The organism is Halomonas sp. GD1P12 (genome assembly GCF_025725645.1).
Lineage (GTDB): Bacteria > Pseudomonadota > Gammaproteobacteria > Pseudomonadales > Halomonadaceae > Vreelandella.
In genome coordinates this window covers 1,007,630-1,026,062 of record NZ_CP107007.1, presented here as the reverse complement: position 1 = coordinate 1,026,062, position 18,433 = coordinate 1,007,630, and the positions used below count along the sequence as shown (strand labels likewise).

The window sequence follows — 18,433 nt, the reverse complement described above, 5'->3', positions numbered from 1 at the left end:
AGCGACGCCGGGAACGTTCGCTTTGATGCGGCGCTCAAGGCGCGCGGTGGGGGCGGTGGATTTCGACGGTTTCGACGTCATCAAAGTAGGTGATGTGCACTTCGTCCGCCGCCGGCGGGCCGACCACCGGCTCCGCCACGTGAACCTCCGGCAGTACCTGGGAGAGATCCTCCAGGTGCTCGTGCTCCAGCGCCCCCTGCACCAGCTCTTCGGTGATGACGAGCTCGGCGCCGGCACTGGACATGGGGGTCGTGGCAGTGAACGGCGCCACCGGCAGCGGCGCCGGACGCACGCTGCGTCGCCAGCCAAAGAACAGCAAAAAGAACAGGCTCATCGCACCGAAGGCCCAAAAAAGCCCGGTATCGCCCACCGCCGTCATCACCGGTGAGATCAAAAGCGGGCTGACGGTGGCGCCAATGGAGTTGATCAACAAGAGCCCCTGGCTCATGCGCACCAACGCGCCCGCCGGGGCGCGGTCGGCGGCGTGACTCACCGCGACCGGGTAGAAGGCGAACACGCCGCCGCCGAGCAGAAACAGCAGTACCGCCAGCAATGGCGTGGAGAGCGGAAGCCACAGCATCGCCCCGGAAATGACGATACAAAACGCGCTGATCCCGATCAGCACCATCTGGCGGTCGTGGCGATCCGACCAGCGCCCGATCGGATACTGCAGCAGCATGGCGCCGAGAATCACCACCGCCATCATCTGCCCGACCTGGCTTACGCTCATGCCGATACGCTGCAGGTAGAGCGGCAGCAGCGAGTAGGCCGCGGCCACCACCATGCCCGACCCCAAACTGCCCATCACGCCGGTCGGGGTCATGGTGATCAGCCGGTGCGGCGGCAAGGGCTCGGCGTGCTCGATCAGTGGCGAGACGCGCGGAATCATGGCCATGGGCAGAACAGAAAGCGACGCCAAAAGGCCAATGACCATGAACGGCGCGGAATCACCCATGGCGTTGGTCACGCCGAGCAGCAGCTGGCCCACCACGCCGGCGGCGTAGAGCGCGATCATGTAGAGCGCGAGCAGCCGGCCGCGCACCTTTTGGTCGCCGGCGGTCAAAAGCCAGCTCTCGATGACCAGATATACCCCGACCGTCGCCCAGCCGCCGATCAACCGCAGCGCGAACCAGGCCCAGGGGTCGAAGAAGAGCCCTTGCAGCAACACGGTGACCGCCACCAAGGATGCAAAGCTTCCGTAGGCGCGAATGTGGCCGATGCGTAGCAGCAGGCGGTCGTTGAACATGGCGCCAAAGGCGAGCCCGATGAAGTAGGCCGACGACACGATACCGATCAGCGTGGCGGATTCGCCCGCCGCGTCCAGACGCAGGGTAATCAGCGTGGCCAGAAAGCCGTTGCCGATGCCCAGAATGAAAAGTCCCAAAAGCGGCGCAAGCGCCATAGCCAACAGTTGCCGCGACATGCCCACCTCATCCTGCCTTGTCCAAAAGCGCTGAAAACCACGGCCCTTCGCTGCCGACCGTCGCTTGCGTTAAAAACCGATCGGTAGAATCGATTAGAGAACACAGTCTGGCAGGAAAACGGGCGCGCAATTATTACGCGCAAGGCCCTAAAGTCAACGCTTTTTATCGCTTAAATCGATCGCTCGAACGCCCGCCGCGCCGCACCACGCTGGTGCAGGCGTCATTTTGCATGCCCGGCGGGAGCGGCCAGGGTAAGATGAGGCTTTCAAAACTGATCGAAGGAAGGTGGCATGCTCTCAGGCCTGGACCATTTGGTAGTCACGGTGACCGACATGGGGCGCGCGGTGGATTACTACTCCCGCGTGCTGGGACTCGACGTGCGCTACCGCGACGCCCAGCGGGTCGACCTGATGCTGGGCGACACCGCGCTCAGATTGCACCAGACCGACACCGATATCGCGCCGATCTCCGCCACCCCGACGCCTGGCAGCCTGGATCTTTGCCTGCGTTGTCAGCTGCCGCTTGCCGAGTTCATGGACCACCTGGCAGCACTCTCGGTCGAGATCGAGCTTGGCCCGGTGGAGCGCCAGGGCGCCAACGGCGCCATCGAGTCGGTCTATCTGCGCGACCCGGACGGCAATCTACTGGAAATCTGCCGCCCGCTGGGACGCTGAATCGGCCTTTGACGTAATGATAAGCCCCGCCCGGCGCGCTATCATGGGCGGCCCGGGCGCCCGCGAGGCGAACATCTTTGAGTGAAGGAGCACGCATGCGCCACAACGCGAATGAAGAGCCCATCGAGGGTGAAGTCGTCAACGAGCGCGTTCATGAGGAGACGCGCGAGCCGGCTCCCAAGGCCGATACCACCGTCGCGCTGGTCGTCTATGCGCTCTATCTGGCCAATTTTTTCACCGGCTTTACCGTGATCGTCGGCGTGATCGTCGCCTACGTCTATCACGGCCGCGGCCCGCACTGGCTCGACGAGCACTACCGCTATCAGATCCGCACCTTCTGGATCGGGCTTTTGTATCTCAGCGTGGCCTCGCTGCTCACCCTGGTACTGATCGGGTTTCCGCTGCTGCTGGCGGTCGCGGTGTGGTTCATCGTGCGCTGCGTGAAAGGGTTCAAGGGCATTCAGGACAAGCGCCCGCCGAATGACGTCAACGGGTGGCTGCTGTAGACCATGAGCGGATCGACCTCTTCTCGTCTGCAGGCGCTGCAGGCGCGCACCATCAATGCGCTGTGGCGACGCCTGTCGCGCTGGTCGCTCACGTCGCTCTGGCGCGGGGCGCGGCTTTTGGGCCCGGCAGTTTACGGGCTCAGCAAGCGCGAGCGCCGTGTCACCCATACCAATCTGGCCGTGGTCTACCCGGACATGCCGATCCGCACCCGCAAGGCGCTGGCCCGGCAAAGCCTTCGCCACTCGGCGGCCACCATGCTGGAGCTGGGTCATGCCTGGCTCGCCCTGCCCGAAACGGTCCAGGCGCATATTCTCGAGGTGCACGGGCGCGACAAGCTCGACAGTGCCCGCGCTGACGGGCGCGGGGTGATCGTGCTCGCCCCCCACTTCGGCAACTGGGAAGTGCTCAATTTTTGGCTGTCGAGCCACTTCCCCTTCACCGCCATGTACGAGCCGCCCAAGATCGCAGAGCTCGAGCCGATCATCCGCCACGGCCGCGAGCGCATGGGGGCGAGTTTGGTACCGACCAACCCGCGCGGCGTGGCCGCGCTTTTGAAAGCGCTCAAGCGCTCTGAGGCGATCGGCATTCTGCCGGACCAGGAGCCGAGCTGGGGCAGCGGCGTGTTCGCGCCGTTTTTCGGGCGCAGCGCCTATACCGCCACGCTGTTACCCAAACTGGTCGCCCGCACCCAAGCGCGAGTAGTGACTGGCGTGGCGCTCAGAGTACCGGGCAAGGGCTTTGCGATTCACTTTCTCGATGCCGACGAACGCGTCTACAGCGAGGAGGACGTCACCTCTGCCACTGGCGTCAACGCAAGCGTGGAGGCCTCGATCGCGCTCGACCCGGCGCAGTACCAGTGGGAGTACAAGCGCTATCGCAAGGTCGTCGAGGAGACCCAGGGCGTGGCCAACGTCAAAAGCTACCGCCTTTACTGAGCCGCCCCGTTCGCTGTCTTTGCGTTTTTAGACGCAGCGCCGTTGCCGAAATCCTCCTGCAGCCAGTGGCGTAACTCGCTCATACGGGGCGCGCGCTCGGTATCATCGAGTGCCGGCAGCGCCCCATCGACGAAGCCGCGCTTGCGAAAGGCGTCCAAAAGGGCCGGGTCGCGACTGAACACGTGAACCGGCACCGCTGCGCTTGCGTTCTCGCCAGTGATCAAGGGCGCGGCCTGATGATCGCCCATCACGATCAAAAGCCCCGTTTCATCCAGCGCGCGCTCGGCAAAGCCTGCCACGCTTGCCACCGAGTAGTTCACCGACCAGCCGTAGTGATCGCGAATGCGCTCCAGGTCCTGCCACAGCACCTCGGGCGGATCGGCGGCGTTTTCCCAGGGACCATAGATCGACCCATCGCCGATCATCGCCCAATTCTCGAGTACCGGTAGAATCGGCGTCCAGGGCGCGTGACTCGAGATCAGCGTGATCTGAGCGAACAGCGGCCCCCGGTCGAGCTGGCGCCGCGCCACGTAGTCCAGCGTGAACTGATCCGGCATGGTTACCCAGTTGAGCGCCGGGCCCTGATAGGGCAGGTTGCGCGCGGTGCGAATCTCCTGAAAGCCGTAGGCGAGCCCCTCGGGCCAGGCCAGCGTAATGCCTGGCATGACGGTGAGCGAGCGCTGACCGGTGGCGTGGAAGTCATCGACCAGGCTCGCGTGGGGGCTTTCGAGCATCAGCCGGTACCAGAGCTGGTTGTCGATCCAGCGCCCGCTGAGCACGCTGGCGTGGGCAAGCCAGGACTGGCCGCCGCGTATCGGCGCCTCCAAAAGCCCAGAGACCACGCTAATCCCCCGCGCTTCCAGGCGCGAGTCCATCTCGTCAAGGGTCGCTCGAATCAGCTTCGCGTAGCGCGGATCAATCAGCGCGCTCACCCCGTAGGACTCGATGAACGTCAACAGCACGTTACGTCCGGCAAGCCCGGGCAGCGCCTGGGCCTCGAGCGGGCGCTGCTCGAGCTCGGCCTCGAACGCCAGCCGCGCCTGGTGGGTCGCCCGCACCTGCTCGATTTGAAAACGCGTGGTGTCGATGAGCGGCAGCGCCCCACGCTCGACGACGCGCAGGCCCTGGTAGTGAAGCTCGCAAAGCACCAGCGCTAACACCGCGAGCGCGGCCGCTGCCTTCCCCGACACCCGCTCGAGCGAGAGCGCGCGTTTGGGCGAAAGCAGCGCATAGATCAATAGCAGCATGCCCACGAGTGACAGCGCGCCAAGCGCCATGATCAAGGTGCCGGCGAGTTTGCCAACGTTGCCGGAGAGCAGATGATAGATCGAACGCACGAGCGGCACGTCGAGATACAGATTCAGCGCGCGACCAAAAGCGGCGTGGGTGGCAGCGTTGCCCAAGTGGGCAGCGCTGACCAACCCCACCCATAAAACGACCAGCGCCGCCAGCAGCCGACGCCAACCGCGCGCGGGAATCAGCGCCAACGCGGGGGCGAGCATCCACACCTCGAGCGCGACCAGCGGCATTCCCAAATGTTCAAAGCGCCACCAAAGCGGCGCGACCAGCATGATATTCAGCGCAGTGGCGGCGATTAAAACGCGAAGCATGGCATCATCAACGGCATGAGCAAAAACCCTGTAGGCGAGGCGAAGAGTAACCTTTATAGTGAATGCGTGGCGCGCGTACTTTCGTTAAACGCTCACGCATCGCTATAGTGGTTTGAACGTTGGACAAGGGCGTTCGAGCTTGCCCGGGAACATAACGATAGTCAAAACGCCCGCTGCCATAATAGTTATAAAAACCGATTCCGGTGCCAGGTAATTGATTACCCATGGCCTTTGAAGGAAGGGACCCCGTTTATGAAAGGTCGTATTGGCACACAGTGGCTTATCGCGCTTGGACTGGCGAACGCCTCGATCTCCCAGGCAGACGACACCTTTTTCGATAACGTTATCGAGCGCGCCAAAACGCTGGCCGAGGCCCCGTACACGCCCCCCAACGCCCCGCTTTCAAGCGCTCTCGAGAACCTGGACTACGACGCCTACCGCCAGATTCGCTTCGACCCCGAACGGGCCTATTGGCGCGACGAAAGCCCGTTTTCGCTGCAGCTGTTTCACAGCGGCTTTCTATTCAAGGAACCCGTCACCCTCAATATCATCGACGACGGCCAGAGCGAGCCGCTGCCTTTCCAGCGCGACGATTTTCGCTACGAAGGCCAGGCCCGGGCGCTTTCCAGTGAAGACCTCACCGATAGCGGCCACGCCGGCTTTCGCCTGCACTACCCGATCAACGACCCCGACTACCGCGACGAGGTCGCGGCGTTTCTCGGCGCCAGCTACTTTCGCCTGGTCGGGCGCGACCAGGTGTACGGCCTCTCCGCCCGTGGGCTCGCCATCGATACCGCCTCGAGCAAGCCAGAAGAGTTTCCCCGGTTTAGCGAGTTCTGGTTTTTCAAGCCTCAGCAAGGCGATCAGACGCTCACCTTTCTGGCGCTGCTGGATAGCCCATCGATCAGCGGCGCCTACCGCTTTACGCTCACGCCGGGCGAGCAGACGAACCTCGAGGTCGAAGCCGAGCTCTTTGCTCGCGAGGATATCGACAAGCTCGGCGTCGCGCCGCTCACCAGCATGTTCGCCTTCGGTGATGTCACCGCTCATCGGCCGGACGATTTCCGCCCCCAGGTGCACGACTCTGACGGGCTTTTGATGCACACGGGCCAGAACGAGTGGATCTGGCGCCCGCTCTCGAATCCGAGCGACACGCGCCTGTCGCTTTTCAGCGACGACGACCCGGCCGGATTTGGCTTGATGCAGCGCGAGCGAGATTTCGACCGCTACCTGGACATGGAAGCACTCTACCATCGCCGCCCGAGCCAGTGGGTCGAACCGCTGGCGAACTGGGGCCCGGGCCACGTGGAGCTCGTCGAGCTGCCCACACCGGACGAAACCCACGACAATATCGTCGCCTACTGGGTCTTCGATGCCCCGCTCGAGGCCGGCGAGTCACTGGCGCTTCACTACCGCACCTACACGCTGAACGACACCCCCGAGGCCTTTGACCAGGCGCGCGTTTTTCGCACCCGTCAGGGCCAGGCGGGGCTTGCCAGCGACCCGGCCGCGAAAGCGCAGCGCCAGTTCGTCGTGGATTTCGAAGGCGGCGCGCTCGAAGGCCTGAATGACGACGCATCGATAACGCTTTTCATCGATACCGGTGAGGTCGAGGCGCGCGAAGCCCACGTGCTCGCACTGCCAAGGAACCGCTGGCGCGCAAGCTTTCGCGTTCCGGCCAACGCGACGAGCGACATCCGTCTGCGGCTCGAGATGAACGGCGAGCCGATCAGCGAAACCTGGAACTACGTGTGGACTCCCGATGACTGAACAGCCGATCACTGCCGTCGCCATCCCCGGGCTCTTCTGGCGCCGCGCCTTCTATACGCTGGCCGTGCTCACCACCAGCGTGGTGGGGCTTCTGGCGATGCACCGCGTCGTCGATGATCTGGCGCTGGGGTGGCAAATCGCCCTGCTGACGCTGTTCGCGCTGACCTTTAGCTGGATCGCCATGGCCTTTTGGGGCGCGGTGTGCGGGTTCGTGCTCTGTGCGCTGCGCCTGGACCCGCTGTCGCTGCGCCGTTTGCGGCCAACGCCGCCCAGCGCCTACCGTCTGATGAGCAAGACCGCACTGGTCATGCCCATCTACGCCGAGCCGCCGGTGCCGACCATCGCCGGGCTCGAGGCGACCTGCCGCTCGCTTTTGAGCCAGGCACGCACCGAAGGCGGCTCGCCTGCCATCGGCGAGCACTTCGACGTATTCATCTTGAGCGACACCCAAACCCAGGCCCAGGCCCGCGAAGAAGCGGCTCACGTGGCGGCGCTGCAGCAACGCCTGGCCGGTCAGATCAACGTCTACTATCGCCGCCGGGAGAAAAACGAAGGACGCAAGGCGGGCAACATCGCCGAGTTCTGCCGGCGCTGGGGGCGGCGCTACGACTTCATGGTAGTGCTCGATGCCGATAGCCTCATGAGCGGCGCCACGCTTTTGCACATGGTGCATCGGATGCAGCGCGAGCCCCGCGTCGGTTTGATTCAGACCGTGCCGATTCCGGTGGGCCAGCGCACGCTGTTCGGCCGCTGTCTGCAGATCGCCTCGGCGCTTTACAGCCCCATGCTCGCCGCCGGGCAAAGCTTCTGGCAGGGCGATGCGGCCAACTACTGGGGACATAACGCCATCATTCGCACCCGCGCCTTCATGGCCCATGCCGGGCTCCCCGCCCTACCCGGCAAGGCACCGCTCGGCGGCGAGCTTTTAAGCCACGACTTCGTCGAAGCCGCCCTGTTGAAACGCGCCGGCTGGCAGGTACTGCTGGATACCTCCGCCACCACGGCGGTATCGCAAAAGGTGCCGCATGCTGGCGCCTCGCACAACAGTTTTGAGGCGATGCCAAGCAACTTTCTCGACTTCGCCAAGCGCGACCGGCGCTGGCTGCAGGGCAACCTGCAACACTTGCGCCTGCTCTCCGGCGCCGGATTTCACCCCATTAGCCGGCTGCACTTTCTGTTCGGCGCCTTTGCTTATCTTTCGTCGGTCGTGTGGCTGGGCCTTCTGGTCTGCACCAGCTTGCTGGTCGGTGTGCAGGCCATCGCGCCGCCTCAAAGCCCCGCGTTTCCCCCGCTTTTATCGGTGGGGCTTTTGTGGATTACGCTGTTCATGCTGCTCGCGCCAAAGCTTTTGGGCTATTTGCTGACGCTTTCGCAGTGCCCGCACGCCTTCGGCGGACGTTTCAAGCTGACGCTTAGCGTGCTGTTCGAACTCGCCTTCGCCGCGCTCATCGCGCCCTTGATGATGGCCTGGCACAGCCTGTTCATCGTCAACGTGCTGCTTGGCCGCTCGGTGGAGTGGCAAACCCAGCACCGCGGCGAGCGCTCGCTCGCCTGGCGTGAAGCCTGGCGCCACACCTATTGGATGACGGTGTGCGGCGTGATTTGGGCCGTCGCCATGGCGGCGTGCTCGTTGCACGCCTTTTTCTGGCTGACGCCGGCTTGGGCCGGGCTCGTACTGGCCACGCCCATCGTCAAATACTCCAGTAGCGGTACCTGGGGCGGCGTCGTCAGCCACCGGCTGGGGCTTTTGAAGACGCCCAGCATTAGCTACCGCCCCACGCTTCTGGATGACTTTGCCGCCCTCAGCGCCCGGGGCGATACGCCCGACCACGCCCCGCTCGAAGGCGTGGTCGCGCCGCTTCCCGGCGAGCTGGTCGGTGAGATGCCGTGTCAGTCGTTTCGATGTTTCGACAAGCGTCCTGCCAGCGCCTCGGCCCGTGAGCCCCACTGATGCGCCTTGCGCTCGGTCAACGGCTTAGAAGCGGTGGTGGCCTGGCACGCTCGCTGATCGTCTACTGGCGCCCCGGGCGACAAAAGGGGCTCAGGCGGCTGTATCATCCGTTCATCGTGCCCGGCGACTTTGCTTTCGATATCGGCGCTCACCTGGGCGATCGCAGCGCCGCGTTTCAGGCACTCGGCGCCAGGGTCGTGGCACTCGAGCCGCAGCCGGCGCTGGCGCGCTGGTTTCGCCGCCTCATCAAACACGATGACATCACGCTATTGCCAGTGGCGGCGGGCGTGGAGCCGGGCCACGCCGAGATCGCGATCAGCAGCGCCAACCCGACCCTTTCGACGCTCGCCCACGACTGGCGCGGGCGCATCGGCACGGAAAACCCGGCGTTCAAGCACATTGCCTGGGAGCGGACACTTCGCGTCGAGGTGACCACGATGGACCGGCTGATCGAGCGTTTCGGCATGCCCTGCTTCATCAAAATCGATGTGGAAGGTTTCGAGGCAGAGGTGCTCAAGGGCTTGAGCCACGCCGTGGCGGCGCTGTCGGTGGAGTTCGTCGCCGGCGTCTTGCACGTAAGCCACGCCTGTATCGAGGAGATCACCCGACTCGGCGACTACCGCTTCAACGCCATCGCCGGCGAGCAGCGCGCCTTTCGCTTTGCCACGTGGCAAACCCCGAGCGCCATTCGCCGCTGGCTCGACGACGGCGCCGACGGGCTCGCCTCCGGCGATCTTTACGCTTGTCGCGTCGATCATCCGGTGGTGGCCAACCCCGTCTGACACCGAAAAAGGAGTTTCATGATCTACCACTGGCAGGCGCTGAGCGCGCCCCAACTCAAGGCGGTGGCCGCCGACGATGCGGTGGCCGTGCTCACCCTGGGCGCCATCGAGCAGCACGGCACTCACCTGCCGCTCGCCACCGACCTGATCATCGGCGAAGGGCTGCAACGCGCAGCGCTTGAGGCGCTCAATCCAGCCATCGACGCGGTATGTTTACCCTCGCTTGCCATCGGCGCAAGCGATGAGCACGCCAACTTCGCCGGCACGCTGAGTCTTCCGCCAGCGCTTGCCATCGCCACGCTCGAGGCGCTGGGTGAAAGCGTGTGGCGGGCGGGGTTCAAGAAGATGGTATGGATCAATAGCCACGGCGGTAACAAGGCGGTCATGGACCTGGCCGCGCTCACGCTTAGAAAGCGCTTCGACCTGCGCGTGGTAAAAGCGACCTACACCCGCCTGCCGCCGCTCGACGGCGCCATCGACGCCGAGGAGCTGCGCTATGGGCTGCACGGCGGGCTGCTGGAAACGGCCATGATGCTGTACCTGGCCCCAACGCTGGTCGACCTGCAGGGCTACCGGCCCGCGGCGCCTGCGCGCCCGCAAAGCCCGGATCACCTGGTCGCCCCCGAAGGCGCGGCAGCGTTTGCCTGGCTTGGCGAGGATTTGAGCGCCCAGGGCGTGGCAGGTAACGCCTCAAATGCCGAGGCCGCGCTTGGCAAGCGGCTGGTCGAGCACTACGGTAAAAAGCTTGCCCGGGTGATCGAGGAAACCGCGGCGCTGCCCCCTTTCGTGCCGACTCAGGGCACGCCCACTGACTAAATCTTTCTCACCCACCTGAAAGACAGCGCGAGCGCCGAGCGCTCGCACGACTGATCGCTCAGTGGCCGCGGCTCTCCAGCACTTCGTCGAGCAGGTGGCCGGCGCGGTTGGCCTTGGCGCTCAGGTAGCGGTGGTTTTGATCCGTGACGCTGCCGTAAAGCGCCTGACGCGAGGCGACTTCGACGCCGCCGGCTTCGAGGGCCTGCATCTTGAGTGGGTTGTTGGTCAGTAGCTGCACCTTGTCGATCGCCAGTGCTCGCAGCATATCCACCGCCACCGCGTACTGGCGCTCGTCGTCGCCAAAGCCGAGCACCTGGTCGGCATCGACGGTATCGAGTCCGCCATCCTGCAGGGTATACGCGCGAAGCTTGTTGGCCAGGCCGATTCCCCGCCCCTCCTGGGCCAGATACAGGAGCACTCCGCCGCCCATCGCCTGAATGTCCGCCACCGCGTTTCTCAGCTGCTCGCCGCAGTCGCAGCGCAGGCTGGCGAACAGGTCACCGGTCAGACAGGCCGAGTGCATGCGAAGCGGCACCGGGCCTTCCATACGTTCGGGTTCGCCGATCACTACCGCCACGTGCTCGCGCAGCCCGTCCGGCTCGCGAAACAGTACGAAGCGGCTCTCGACCGCCTCCTCAAGCGGAATACGCGCTTCGCTGACCCGCTTGAGCATCCCCGGCGCCCCGGCCAGGCACCTGGCAGCCTCGTCGGCGTCGATCTCCAGAAGCTCCGCCTTCGCAAGCTTTTGGTCGATCGCGGGTGCCTGGGCATCGCTAATCTCGGCGCAGAGCGCGGCGGGAATGAGCAGTGCCCGGCGCATCAGCGTCAACGCGGCGCGTTCACCGCTGCCGGCGGGCTTGAGCCCGGTGAGCAGCGTCGACGAGGAACTCGCTTCACTCTTGGCCACGGCCAGCCGGTGCAGGTCGCTTTCGCTGATCTGCTCGTGAAGCGGCAGGCTCGCCGCCTCGGCCTTGAGCGACATGCCCATGGCCTCGAGCCGGTGGCGCGTCAAAACCATCGAGGGCCGTGAGCCGGACAGACTCGCCAGCGTATCGACCGAGTCGCTGCCTTCCAGGGCCTGCACCAGCAGGCGATGATCGCCGGTTTTCAAAATGACGGGAAGCCCGCGGCGAATGTCGAAAATAGCGCGTTCAATGTGATACATGTAGGCCTCCTGGTTGCCTGGTCGAGCGGGCAAGGGTCGCTGCTTGCGCTGGGCGTATGCCCCTGGCATGATTCCACGTTGTTCTCTTCATGGAGGCGTCATGCCCCACTCCAACGGTGTTGTAGGTTCTGACGGTACGGGTTCTGGCTTTGAGGGCGCTTTGATCGAGCGTGAAACCGCCTGGCGGTGGTTGCTCGACCGGCGCGCCGGCGTTCTGGACGGCTCGCTTCGTGTCGATGACGAAGGCTATTGGCAGTGCGATGACGCCAGAAGCCTGACCATCGAGGCGCGCTCGATGCTGGAGTGTCTGGCACCGCTGGCGGTGCGCGAGCGCTGGACGCTGGCACAGCTGGGTCAGAGCCTCGACGGGCGTATCGCCACCGAAAGTGGCCACTCGCATTACATCAACGGCTTCGAGAGCCTGGTGCACCTGCACCGGCTCAGGGCGTTGGCGGACGCGGTGGTGGTGGGCGTGGGCACCGCGATGGCGGACGATCCTCAGCTCACCGTGCGCCACGTCGAGGGCCGCCACCCGGTGCGCGTGGTGCTCGACCCGCGCGGGCGGGCGCGCGCCACGCTCGGCGTGTTGCAAAGTAACGAGCCTCCCACGCTGCACGTGACCGGCCCCGGGGTCGACACCCTGGAAAGTCGTGCCACACACTGCGTACTGGCGCTCGATGACGCCGGTCAGTTCGACCCCGCTGACGTGGTCGCGCTGCTTCACGAGCGCGGCTACCGGCGACTTCTGATCGAAGGCGGCGGCATCACGATTTCGAAATTCATCGAGGCCGGTATGATCGACGCGCTGCATCTGATGGTAGCGCCGCTTTTGATCGGCTCCGGCCGGCCGGGACTCCAAATGACGCCGATCGATACGCTGGAGAGCGCGCTGCGTCCCCGGATGCGCACCTTTCGCTGCGGTGACGATACGCTGTTCGATGTCTGCCTGAACGCCGCCGCCGTTTGACGGCGTCGCTTTGCCACGGCGGCCAAGAGCCACCCAGATGCCCGGCAGGCTTGAAAGCATCACCAGTACTCCGTAAGCAAGCGAAATGGCTACGCCCTGAGAAGACGGCAGCCCAACGAACATCCAGATCGTGGCCGCCGCGCCTTCGCGCAGCCCCCACCCGGCGATCGACAGCGGAATCAGCATCGCCAGCAGCAGCACCGGCGCCAGCGCCAGAATGCTCAAGGCGCTTTGCTCGATGCCGATGGCGCGGGCCGCACACACCATGACCAGGCCGTAGCTAATAACAATGGCAAGGGATGAGGATAACTGCCAGTACCAAACGCGGCGTCTCAAAAGGCTTCGGCGCAGATCGCGCCCAAACGCGCTGCACCAGGCCGGCAGCGCCCCGGTGCGGGCCAGCCCAACCCCCAGCGCCAACAGGCCCGCCCCGAAAAGCGCAAGCCCCCCCAGCAGCGTGACGATGCCGGTGATCCCCAGCGAGCGGTGCCAAAGCGGCGACGCGCAAAGCGAAAGCACCATTAAAAGCACCACCGCCGCCTGGCCCGAGGCGCGCTCGAGCACCACCGCTCGCCAGGCGCTTGCCCGGCTGGCGGACTGCGTGGCGTGGCGATGGGCGCGGCCGGCATCGCCCAGCACGCCGCCGGGCAGCAATTGATTGACCAGCAGCGCCAGATAGTACTCGGCGAGCGCGTAGCGGTAGCGAAGCGGCACCTCCAGGCATGTGGCAGTAAGCCGCCAGCGCCAGGCGCTCAGCATTACCTGGGCTACGCTGATGAGCAGCGCCAGCGCCGCCCAACCCGGTGAAAAGCGCGTGACTTCACGCACGATGTCGCCAGGATTCACCCAAAGCGTCACCGCCCCCAGCAGCGCAAGACTCATCAAGGCCCGCTGCACCCAGGTAGTTTTAAGCCAAACGAGCGCGCGCACCGGCTACGCCTTGTCCGCGGGCAGGGCGAGCAGATCCTGATGGCCGACCCAGACCCCGAGCACGCCTGCGCGAACGCCTTTCAGGCGCGCATCGCGCCACTGAGCGATGCGGCTTGCCTCCATCGGTGCCTGCTCGGTCATCGCCTCGGCAAAGCCTTCGATGAGCGAGCACGCCAACGGCCGCCGTTCGAGGTCGCCGGCCTCCAGCCGCCAGGGCGTATCCGCCTGCTCGACGCGATAGCCGCGGGCGTCAAGCGCTTGGGCAAGCGCCGTTTGCGCCGCGCCGCCGAGCGCACTGCCAAGCCCCTTGTCGCGAGCCTGGTGGGCGTTGAACAGTGAGCGCGCCCACCGATCGTCACCGTCTTCGAGCGCCTCACCGCGCTCATCGAGAAAGCACCACTGCCCGGTGACGCTCAGCGCGATCAACACCGCCTGACGCTTGTCGGCACACCGGTCGGCCAGCGACTCGATCCACGCCTGTGAAACCAGATCCAAAAGCGCCGAGGCGCTGACGAGCCGAACGGATGCCAGCGCCGGGTGGTCCAGGTCCGCAATCGACGCGCAGTGAACCTCGACGGATACCGGCTCATGGCTTGCGCTCGTAAGCGCCTCAGCCCGGGCTTTCGCTTCATCAAGAAGCTGCTCGTCGTGATCGAACAGCTGCCAGGTGTGTGCGCCCTGGAACAGCGGCGCGAGAAACTGCAGGTTGCTGCCGCGCCCACAGCCAAGATCGGCAATGACCGCCTCACCGGGCTCGCGGGCAAGCCACTCGCCGGCCTTTTGCGCAAGCTCGCGGCTTCGCGCCCCAATGTCGACGCGTTCTCTAAGCGTCAGCCAATCGGCGGCGAAGCGGCTGCCTGTCGAGAAGTGCGCCGGACGCTTCAGTGCCCGGGTGAACGCGGCGCCAGCGGCTTGCCAGTCACCGAGCGCCTCGCGCGCCTCACGCGCTCCTTCATAAAGGCGGGCGCGCAGAGAAGTGTCGCTCAGAAAGCGCTCGAGTGCCTCACCAAGCGCCTGGCTGTCGCCGGGGGGCACGCCGAGGCCGGCGTTTTCAGGCAGCGTATCCGCCAGTGCCCCGCCGGTGGTGGTGATCACCGGCAGACCATGGGCCAGCGCCTCGGTCACCACCATGCCGTAGCCTTCGTACCAGGAAGGCAGCACCAGCGCGTGAGCGCCGCGGTAAGCGGCTTCCAGCGTGTCGGCTTCGCACTCGCCGTGAAGCGTGACCATCGAGAGGTCGTGGCGCTCGATGAGTGCTGCGACCTCGGCGGCAAAGGCTTCGTCGCGCGGGGCGCCGTAAAGGTCGCACTGAAAGTGGCGCGCCTTTAGCCCGGCCAGCGCCTCGATCAGCACGTCCTGGCCCTTGCGCGGGGTGAGCGTGGCCACGCACAAAAGCCGAATCGGCTCGTCATTCAACGGCGCCTGGCTGATGGGGGCCGGCTCGACGCCGGGCTCGACGACCGCTATGGGTGCGCTCAGGGGCAGCTGGTACTGCCTGGCAAGCTCATCCAATCGACGCGCGGTGAAGCGGCTGGTGACGACGATGCGGGTCACGCTTTGAAGCCCCTCGAGCTCGCTCGTGTGCAGCCGCGCTTGGGTTTCCTCCTCCAGACCCTGCTCGTCACCCAGCGGGTGGTGCAGAAGTGCGGTGATATCCAGGCGCGCACCGTGGGTGGCGACGATGTCCGGCAGGCTCCCCATGACCAGCCCGTCGATGATGACGCGCTCGCCATCGTCGAGCTTGGCCAGCGCCTCGCCCAACTCTCCCGCGGCCCGGTCGCAGGCCAGCGGAAACTGACCGCCGAGCTCGACCACCTCGACACAGTGACCCTGGCCGCGCAGCGCATCGACCATGCGCGCGTCATACATATAGCCGCCGGTGCGCTGGTCGAGCGCGCCGGCCACCATCAGTGTGAAGCGCTCGCTCGACGCGGGGCTTTCGCTCAAAGCGCGGCTTTGGCTCATAATGCGCCTTCGTAACTTGCCCACGCCACGTGGGACTCGTGAAGTTTCACTTCCATGTGGGTAATGCCCTGGGCGGTGGTGCCCATCCTCCCCTCCTTGATCCCCTTGGCCAGCGCATTGAAAATCACGCCAGCCATGAATTCGGTGGTGGTGTTCTTGCCCTTGAACTCGGGCACCTCGTCCAGGTTTTGGAAGTTGTAGCCCGCCAGCACCTCCTTGAGCGTGTCGCTGGCAAGGCCTATGTCGATCACCAGACCGTCCGTATCGAGCTCCGGGCGCTGGAAAACTACATCGACCACGTAAGTGGCGCCGTGGGTGCGCTGGGCCGGGCCGAAGATTTCGCCGTTGAAGCTGTGGGCGATCATGAAGTGGTCGCGAACGCAGAGACGGTACATGGGAACATCCTTTTTTGATGTCGCAAGACATGAATAAGCGTGAGCAGCGCTGTAATCAGCCGGTCACGGGATAGGTAATGCGGTGGCAAAGCGCCTGGCTTCGAGGGCCGAACAGCGAAGGCGCCGCCTGGGGAAACTCGTCGAACGTGCACTCGCCGCTGATCAGGTGATCGAGCCGTTCATCCTTTAAAAGCTCGAGCGCAAGCATCAGGCGCCGGCGGTAATCCCAGCGCGGCTTGAGCGCGGCGGGCAGCTGGCCGACCTGGCTTGCCTTGATGGAGAGTCGCTGTGAGTGGAAGGCGCCGCCAAGGGCAAGCGCGGTGTCGCCTTCGCCAAACCAGCTCATCTCGATCAGGCGCCCTTCGCTGCCCAGAAGCGACAGGCCCAGGCGTAGCCCTTCACCGTGGCCGCTGGCGTGAATCACGCCGTCCTGGTCGGTCGGGGCGTTGTCCGGGGTGCAGAACTCGACGCCCAGCGCGGCTGCCAGCGCCTGGCGTTCGGGGTTGATGTCGATGAGATGCACGCGGGTGCCGGGGATCTGGGCGCACAGATAGGCCACCAGCGCGCCGACGACGCCGGCACCCACGACGCAGAGCCTTTCGCCGGGCTGCACGCTTGCATCCCACACGCCGTTGATGGCGGTTTCCATGTTGGCGGTGAGCACCGCGCGCTGAGCGGGGAGTCCTTCCGGCAGCGGTACGACGGCGCTTGCCGGTACGACGTAGCGGGTTTGATGCGGGTAGAGGCAGAAAACGGTTTTATCGCGCAGCGTCTCCGGCCCCTTCTCGACCACGCCGATGCTGCAGTAGCCGTACTTCACCGGTGTCGGGAAGTCGCCGGCCTGAAAAGGCGCGCGCATGCGGGCGTACTCGCTGGGCGGCACCCGGGCGTTGAACACCAGCGACTCCGTTCCCCGGCTGACGCCGCTATAAAGCGCGCGTACCAGAACCTGGTCATCCAGCGGCGCCTCGAGCGTTTCAGGTCGGATCTCGGCCGTGTGAGGGCGTGTGATCCAAAGAGCACTGGCGGTTTCCGTCAGCGGCATAAAAACAATTCCCTGTGATTAATCCGTTCTTATCGTTCATCATTCAAGCATTGCCAGGTTTTCGCCACTTTTCAATGCCATCGGTGCTTTTCATTTGCCTTCGGTGGCGGTAGCCTGGAAGCCGAAGCACCCACCGCGGTCAAAATGCCGCCTTCATCCATGTTCGCTTCGGGGCACGGGCTCGGTAACCCTAACACCTCGAACGCAGAAGAATCCCTATAACGATCGCGCGGTCGAGCGCCGCTTTGTGAGTCGCCATGCCCTTTGTGTTCCCTGTTGCCAGAACGCGCCCGCGCCTTTTTACCCTTTTCGAACTGGCGCTGGGCGCGGGGCCTTTGATCGCGGCAGGCACGATCCTTTCGTCACTGCTCGTCTCGACCGCCACCTGGGCGGTGACGGCGGCACTTTACGGCGTCATCGCCCTGCTGACGCTTTGCTACTGGGACCGCGGACCGCTTGGCTGGGCGAACCGGGTGACGCTGGCCCGCGCCATCCTGGTCGCTATCGTGGCCGGGGCGCTGGCCGAGCGCGCCTTTATCGAGGCGATCTGGCTGTGGCTCGCCGTGGCGCTCGTGTCGCTGGCGCTCGACGGCGTCGACGGTTTCGTGGCGCGCAAGACCAACAGCCACTCCCGCTTCGGCGCGCGCTTTGACATGGAGCTCGACGCGCTGATGATCCTGCTGTTGTGCGTTGCGCTGTTGAAGCTCGAATCCCTCGGTGCGTGGGTGTTGATGATCGGCGGCATGCGCTACGCCTTCGTGCTGGCAAGCTGGCGCCTTGAGTGGCTGAGCGCGCCACTGTTTGAAAGCTTTCGCCGCAAGACGGTGTGCGTCTGGCAGGTCGTGGCGCTGCTTCTGGCACTCACGCCGCTCACGAGTCATACCGGCGCAACGCTTCTGGCACTGAGCGCGCTCATCGCCTCGCTCTACTCCTTTGGGGTCGACGTGGGATGGCTTTACCGGCGCCGCCTTGAGCCGTGAACGCTCGCCCCGCGGTGGCGGGCAGCTGCTACACTGGGCGCCGTAACCCTGTCGGAGCCCACCGTGACGCGTACCCACCACCCTACCCCCACTTTTCAACTGCGCCTGGCGCTGCACCGCGACGTGATTCTCGGCCCGGGCAAGGTGGCGCTTCTGGAAGCCATCGACGAGAGCGGCTCGATCTCGAGCGCCGGGCGAGCGCTCGGCATGAGTTACAAGAAAGCCTGGCAACTGATCGAGACCATGAACGGCCACTTTCTCGAGGCGCTGGTCGAGACCCACGCCGGGGGCAACGAGCGCGGCGGCGCGCGACTCAGCGCCACCGGGCGCCAGGTGATCGCCCACTTTCGCGCTCTGGAGCGGCGCCTGGCCGTGGAAGACGCCGAGGACGCCCGCGCCCTGCTCGAGCTTCTGGCGCCCGGGGCGGCCGAGACGAGCGCTTGCGATAACGGCGCTTGATCATTGATCCGGTTGGCTTTAATCTCCGCTATATCCAAACGGAAATAACGGAAATTCC

General features: G+C 65.1%; 16 protein-coding genes and 1 pseudogene. 10 read left to right on the top strand and 7 right to left on the bottom strand.

Going from position 1 to position 18,433, the window contains the following annotated elements:
- Window positions 1–34: 34 nt before the first annotated feature.
- A complete protein-coding gene (locus tag OCT39_RS04785; RefSeq protein ID WP_263586553.1) occupies window positions 35–1,423 on the bottom strand; it encodes an MFS transporter in 1,389 nt (462 codons plus the stop codon).
- 291 nt (window positions 1,424–1,714) lie between these two features.
- Between OCT39_RS04785 and OCT39_RS04780 the strand changes: the two genes are divergently transcribed.
- The 3 genes from OCT39_RS04780 to OCT39_RS04770 all read left to right on the top strand — a co-directional run bounded on the left by OCT39_RS04780 (window position 1,715) and on the right by OCT39_RS04770 (window position 3,540).
- Complete coding sequence (locus OCT39_RS04780) at window positions 1,715–2,098, top strand: VOC family protein (RefSeq protein ID WP_263586552.1); 384 nt, start codon at window positions 1,715–1,717, stop codon at window positions 2,096–2,098.
- 95 nt (window positions 2,099–2,193) lie between these two features.
- Window positions 2,194–2,604: a DUF4870 family protein gene (locus OCT39_RS04775; RefSeq protein ID WP_263586551.1), complete on the top strand. Its 411-nt coding sequence runs from the start codon at window positions 2,194–2,196 to the stop codon at window positions 2,602–2,604.
- Window positions 2,605–2,607: 3 nt separating this feature from the next.
- On the top strand, window positions 2,608–3,540 hold the full coding sequence (locus OCT39_RS04770; protein WP_263586550.1) for a lysophospholipid acyltransferase family protein: 933 nt from the start codon (window positions 2,608–2,610) through the stop codon (window positions 3,538–3,540).
- On the opposite strand, the gene OCT39_RS04765 is transcribed toward OCT39_RS04770, so the two are convergent.
- Window positions 3,534–5,150 carry an alkaline phosphatase gene (locus OCT39_RS04765; RefSeq protein ID WP_263586549.1) on the bottom strand — a complete coding sequence of 539 codons (1,617 nt, stop codon included), beginning with the start codon at window positions 5,148–5,150 and terminating at the stop codon, window positions 3,534–3,536. The two genes, OCT39_RS04770 and OCT39_RS04765, sit on opposite strands and share 7 nt — an antisense overlap.
- A 252-nt stretch (window positions 5,151–5,402) precedes the next feature.
- Here OCT39_RS04765 and OCT39_RS04760 point away from each other — a divergent pair, with 252 nt between their 5' ends.
- From OCT39_RS04760 to OCT39_RS04745, 4 genes are read left to right on the top strand one after another with little or no spacing between them, the layout of a single operon-like run.
- Window positions 5,403–6,920: a glucan biosynthesis protein gene (locus OCT39_RS04760; protein ID WP_263586548.1), complete on the top strand. Its 1,518-nt coding sequence runs from the start codon at window positions 5,403–5,405 to the stop codon at window positions 6,918–6,920.
- Window positions 6,913–8,871 (top strand): glucans biosynthesis glucosyltransferase MdoH, encoded by a 1,959-nt coding sequence (mdoH, locus tag OCT39_RS04755; protein WP_263586547.1) that lies wholly within the window; start codon window positions 6,913–6,915, stop codon window positions 8,869–8,871. The genes OCT39_RS04760 and mdoH overlap by 8 nt, the downstream gene beginning before the upstream one ends.
- Window positions 8,871–9,653 carry an FkbM family methyltransferase gene (locus tag OCT39_RS04750; RefSeq protein ID WP_263586546.1) on the top strand — a complete coding sequence of 261 codons (783 nt, stop codon included), beginning with the start codon at window positions 8,871–8,873 and terminating at the stop codon, window positions 9,651–9,653. The genes mdoH and OCT39_RS04750 overlap by 1 nt, the downstream gene beginning before the upstream one ends.
- An 18-nt stretch (window positions 9,654–9,671) precedes the next feature.
- Complete coding sequence (locus OCT39_RS04745; protein ID WP_263586545.1) at window positions 9,672–10,469, top strand: creatininase family protein; 798 nt, start codon at window positions 9,672–9,674, stop codon at window positions 10,467–10,469.
- Between the two features lie 58 nt (window positions 10,470–10,527).
- Here OCT39_RS04745 and ribA read toward each other — a convergent pair whose 3' ends face one another.
- Complete coding sequence (ribA, locus tag OCT39_RS04740; protein WP_263586544.1) at window positions 10,528–11,634, bottom strand: GTP cyclohydrolase II RibA; 1,107 nt, start codon at window positions 11,632–11,634, stop codon at window positions 10,528–10,530.
- Window positions 11,635–11,701: 67 nt separating this feature from the next.
- Between ribA and OCT39_RS04735 the strand changes: the two genes are divergently transcribed.
- The gene (locus tag OCT39_RS04735; RefSeq protein ID WP_318152985.1) at window positions 11,702–12,601 is read left to right on the top strand and encodes a RibD family protein; all 900 of its coding nucleotides are present in this window, start codon (window positions 11,702–11,704) and stop codon (window positions 12,599–12,601) included.
- 69 nt (window positions 12,602–12,670) lie between these two features.
- Here the strand turns inward: OCT39_RS04735 and OCT39_RS04730 are convergent.
- From OCT39_RS04730 to OCT39_RS04715, 4 genes and pseudogenes are all read right to left on the bottom strand, one after another.
- Window positions 12,671–13,483 (bottom strand): annotated as a pseudogene (locus tag OCT39_RS04730) (lysylphosphatidylglycerol synthase transmembrane domain-containing protein); the annotation flags it as partial.
- A gap of 51 nt (window positions 13,484–13,534) precedes the next feature.
- Complete coding sequence (locus OCT39_RS04725) at window positions 13,535–15,496, bottom strand: glycosyltransferase (RefSeq protein WP_263586543.1); 1,962 nt, start codon at window positions 15,494–15,496, stop codon at window positions 13,535–13,537.
- Entirely contained in the window at window positions 15,493–15,891 is a 399-nt protein-coding gene (locus OCT39_RS04720) for a 6-pyruvoyl trahydropterin synthase family protein (RefSeq protein ID WP_263586542.1), read from the bottom strand. Before OCT39_RS04720 ends, OCT39_RS04725 begins: the two co-directional genes overlap by 4 nt.
- A gap of 55 nt (window positions 15,892–15,946) precedes the next feature.
- Window positions 15,947–16,936 (bottom strand): zinc-dependent alcohol dehydrogenase, encoded by a 990-nt coding sequence (locus OCT39_RS04715; RefSeq protein ID WP_263586541.1) that lies wholly within the window; start codon window positions 16,934–16,936, stop codon window positions 15,947–15,949.
- A 257-nt stretch (window positions 16,937–17,193) separates the two neighbouring features.
- Between OCT39_RS04715 and OCT39_RS04710 the strand changes: the two genes are divergently transcribed.
- Together OCT39_RS04710 and OCT39_RS04705 are read left to right on the top strand one after the other, a co-directional pair.
- Window positions 17,194–17,916, top strand: a complete 723-nt coding sequence (locus OCT39_RS04710) for a CDP-alcohol phosphatidyltransferase family protein (RefSeq protein WP_263586540.1) — start codon at window positions 17,194–17,196, stop codon at window positions 17,914–17,916.
- A gap of 63 nt (window positions 17,917–17,979) precedes the next feature.
- Complete coding sequence (locus OCT39_RS04705) at window positions 17,980–18,375, top strand: winged helix-turn-helix domain-containing protein (protein WP_263586539.1); 396 nt, start codon at window positions 17,980–17,982, stop codon at window positions 18,373–18,375.
- Window positions 18,376–18,433 lie beyond the last annotated feature (58 nt).

Excerpts from the sequence above, each read along its gene's own strand:
- OCT39_RS04785 (WP_263586553.1), bottom strand. The coding sequence starts at position 1,423 with ATGTCGCGGCAACTGTTGGCTATGGCGCTTGCGCCGCTTTTGGGACTT.
- OCT39_RS04780 (WP_263586552.1), top strand. The coding sequence starts at position 1,715 with ATGCTCTCAGGCCTGGACCATTTGGTAGTCACGGTGACCGACATGGGG.
- OCT39_RS04775 (WP_263586551.1), top strand. The coding sequence starts at position 2,194 with ATGCGCCACAACGCGAATGAAGAGCCCATCGAGGGTGAAGTCGTCAAC.
- OCT39_RS04770 (WP_263586550.1), top strand. The coding sequence starts at position 2,608 with ATGAGCGGATCGACCTCTTCTCGTCTGCAGGCGCTGCAGGCGCGCACC.
- OCT39_RS04765 (WP_263586549.1), bottom strand. The coding sequence starts at position 5,150 with ATGCTTCGCGTTTTAATCGCCGCCACTGCGCTGAATATCATGCTGGTC.
- OCT39_RS04760 (WP_263586548.1), top strand. The coding sequence starts at position 5,403 with ATGAAAGGTCGTATTGGCACACAGTGGCTTATCGCGCTTGGACTGGCG.
- mdoH (WP_263586547.1), top strand. The coding sequence starts at position 6,913 with ATGACTGAACAGCCGATCACTGCCGTCGCCATCCCCGGGCTCTTCTGG.
- OCT39_RS04750 (WP_263586546.1), top strand. The coding sequence starts at position 8,871 with ATGCGCCTTGCGCTCGGTCAACGGCTTAGAAGCGGTGGTGGCCTGGCA.
- OCT39_RS04745 (WP_263586545.1), top strand. The coding sequence starts at position 9,672 with ATGATCTACCACTGGCAGGCGCTGAGCGCGCCCCAACTCAAGGCGGTG.
- ribA (WP_263586544.1), bottom strand. The coding sequence starts at position 11,634 with ATGTATCACATTGAACGCGCTATTTTCGACATTCGCCGCGGGCTTCCC.
- OCT39_RS04735 (WP_318152985.1), top strand. The coding sequence starts at position 11,702 with ATGATTCCACGTTGTTCTCTTCATGGAGGCGTCATGCCCCACTCCAAC.
- OCT39_RS04725 (WP_263586543.1), bottom strand. The coding sequence starts at position 15,496 with ATGAGCCAAAGCCGCGCTTTGAGCGAAAGCCCCGCGTCGAGCGAGCGC.
- OCT39_RS04720 (WP_263586542.1), bottom strand. The coding sequence starts at position 15,891 with ATGTACCGTCTCTGCGTTCGCGACCACTTCATGATCGCCCACAGCTTC.
- OCT39_RS04715 (WP_263586541.1), bottom strand. The coding sequence starts at position 16,936 with ATGCCGCTGACGGAAACCGCCAGTGCTCTTTGGATCACACGCCCTCAC.
- OCT39_RS04710 (WP_263586540.1), top strand. The coding sequence starts at position 17,194 with ATGCCCTTTGTGTTCCCTGTTGCCAGAACGCGCCCGCGCCTTTTTACC.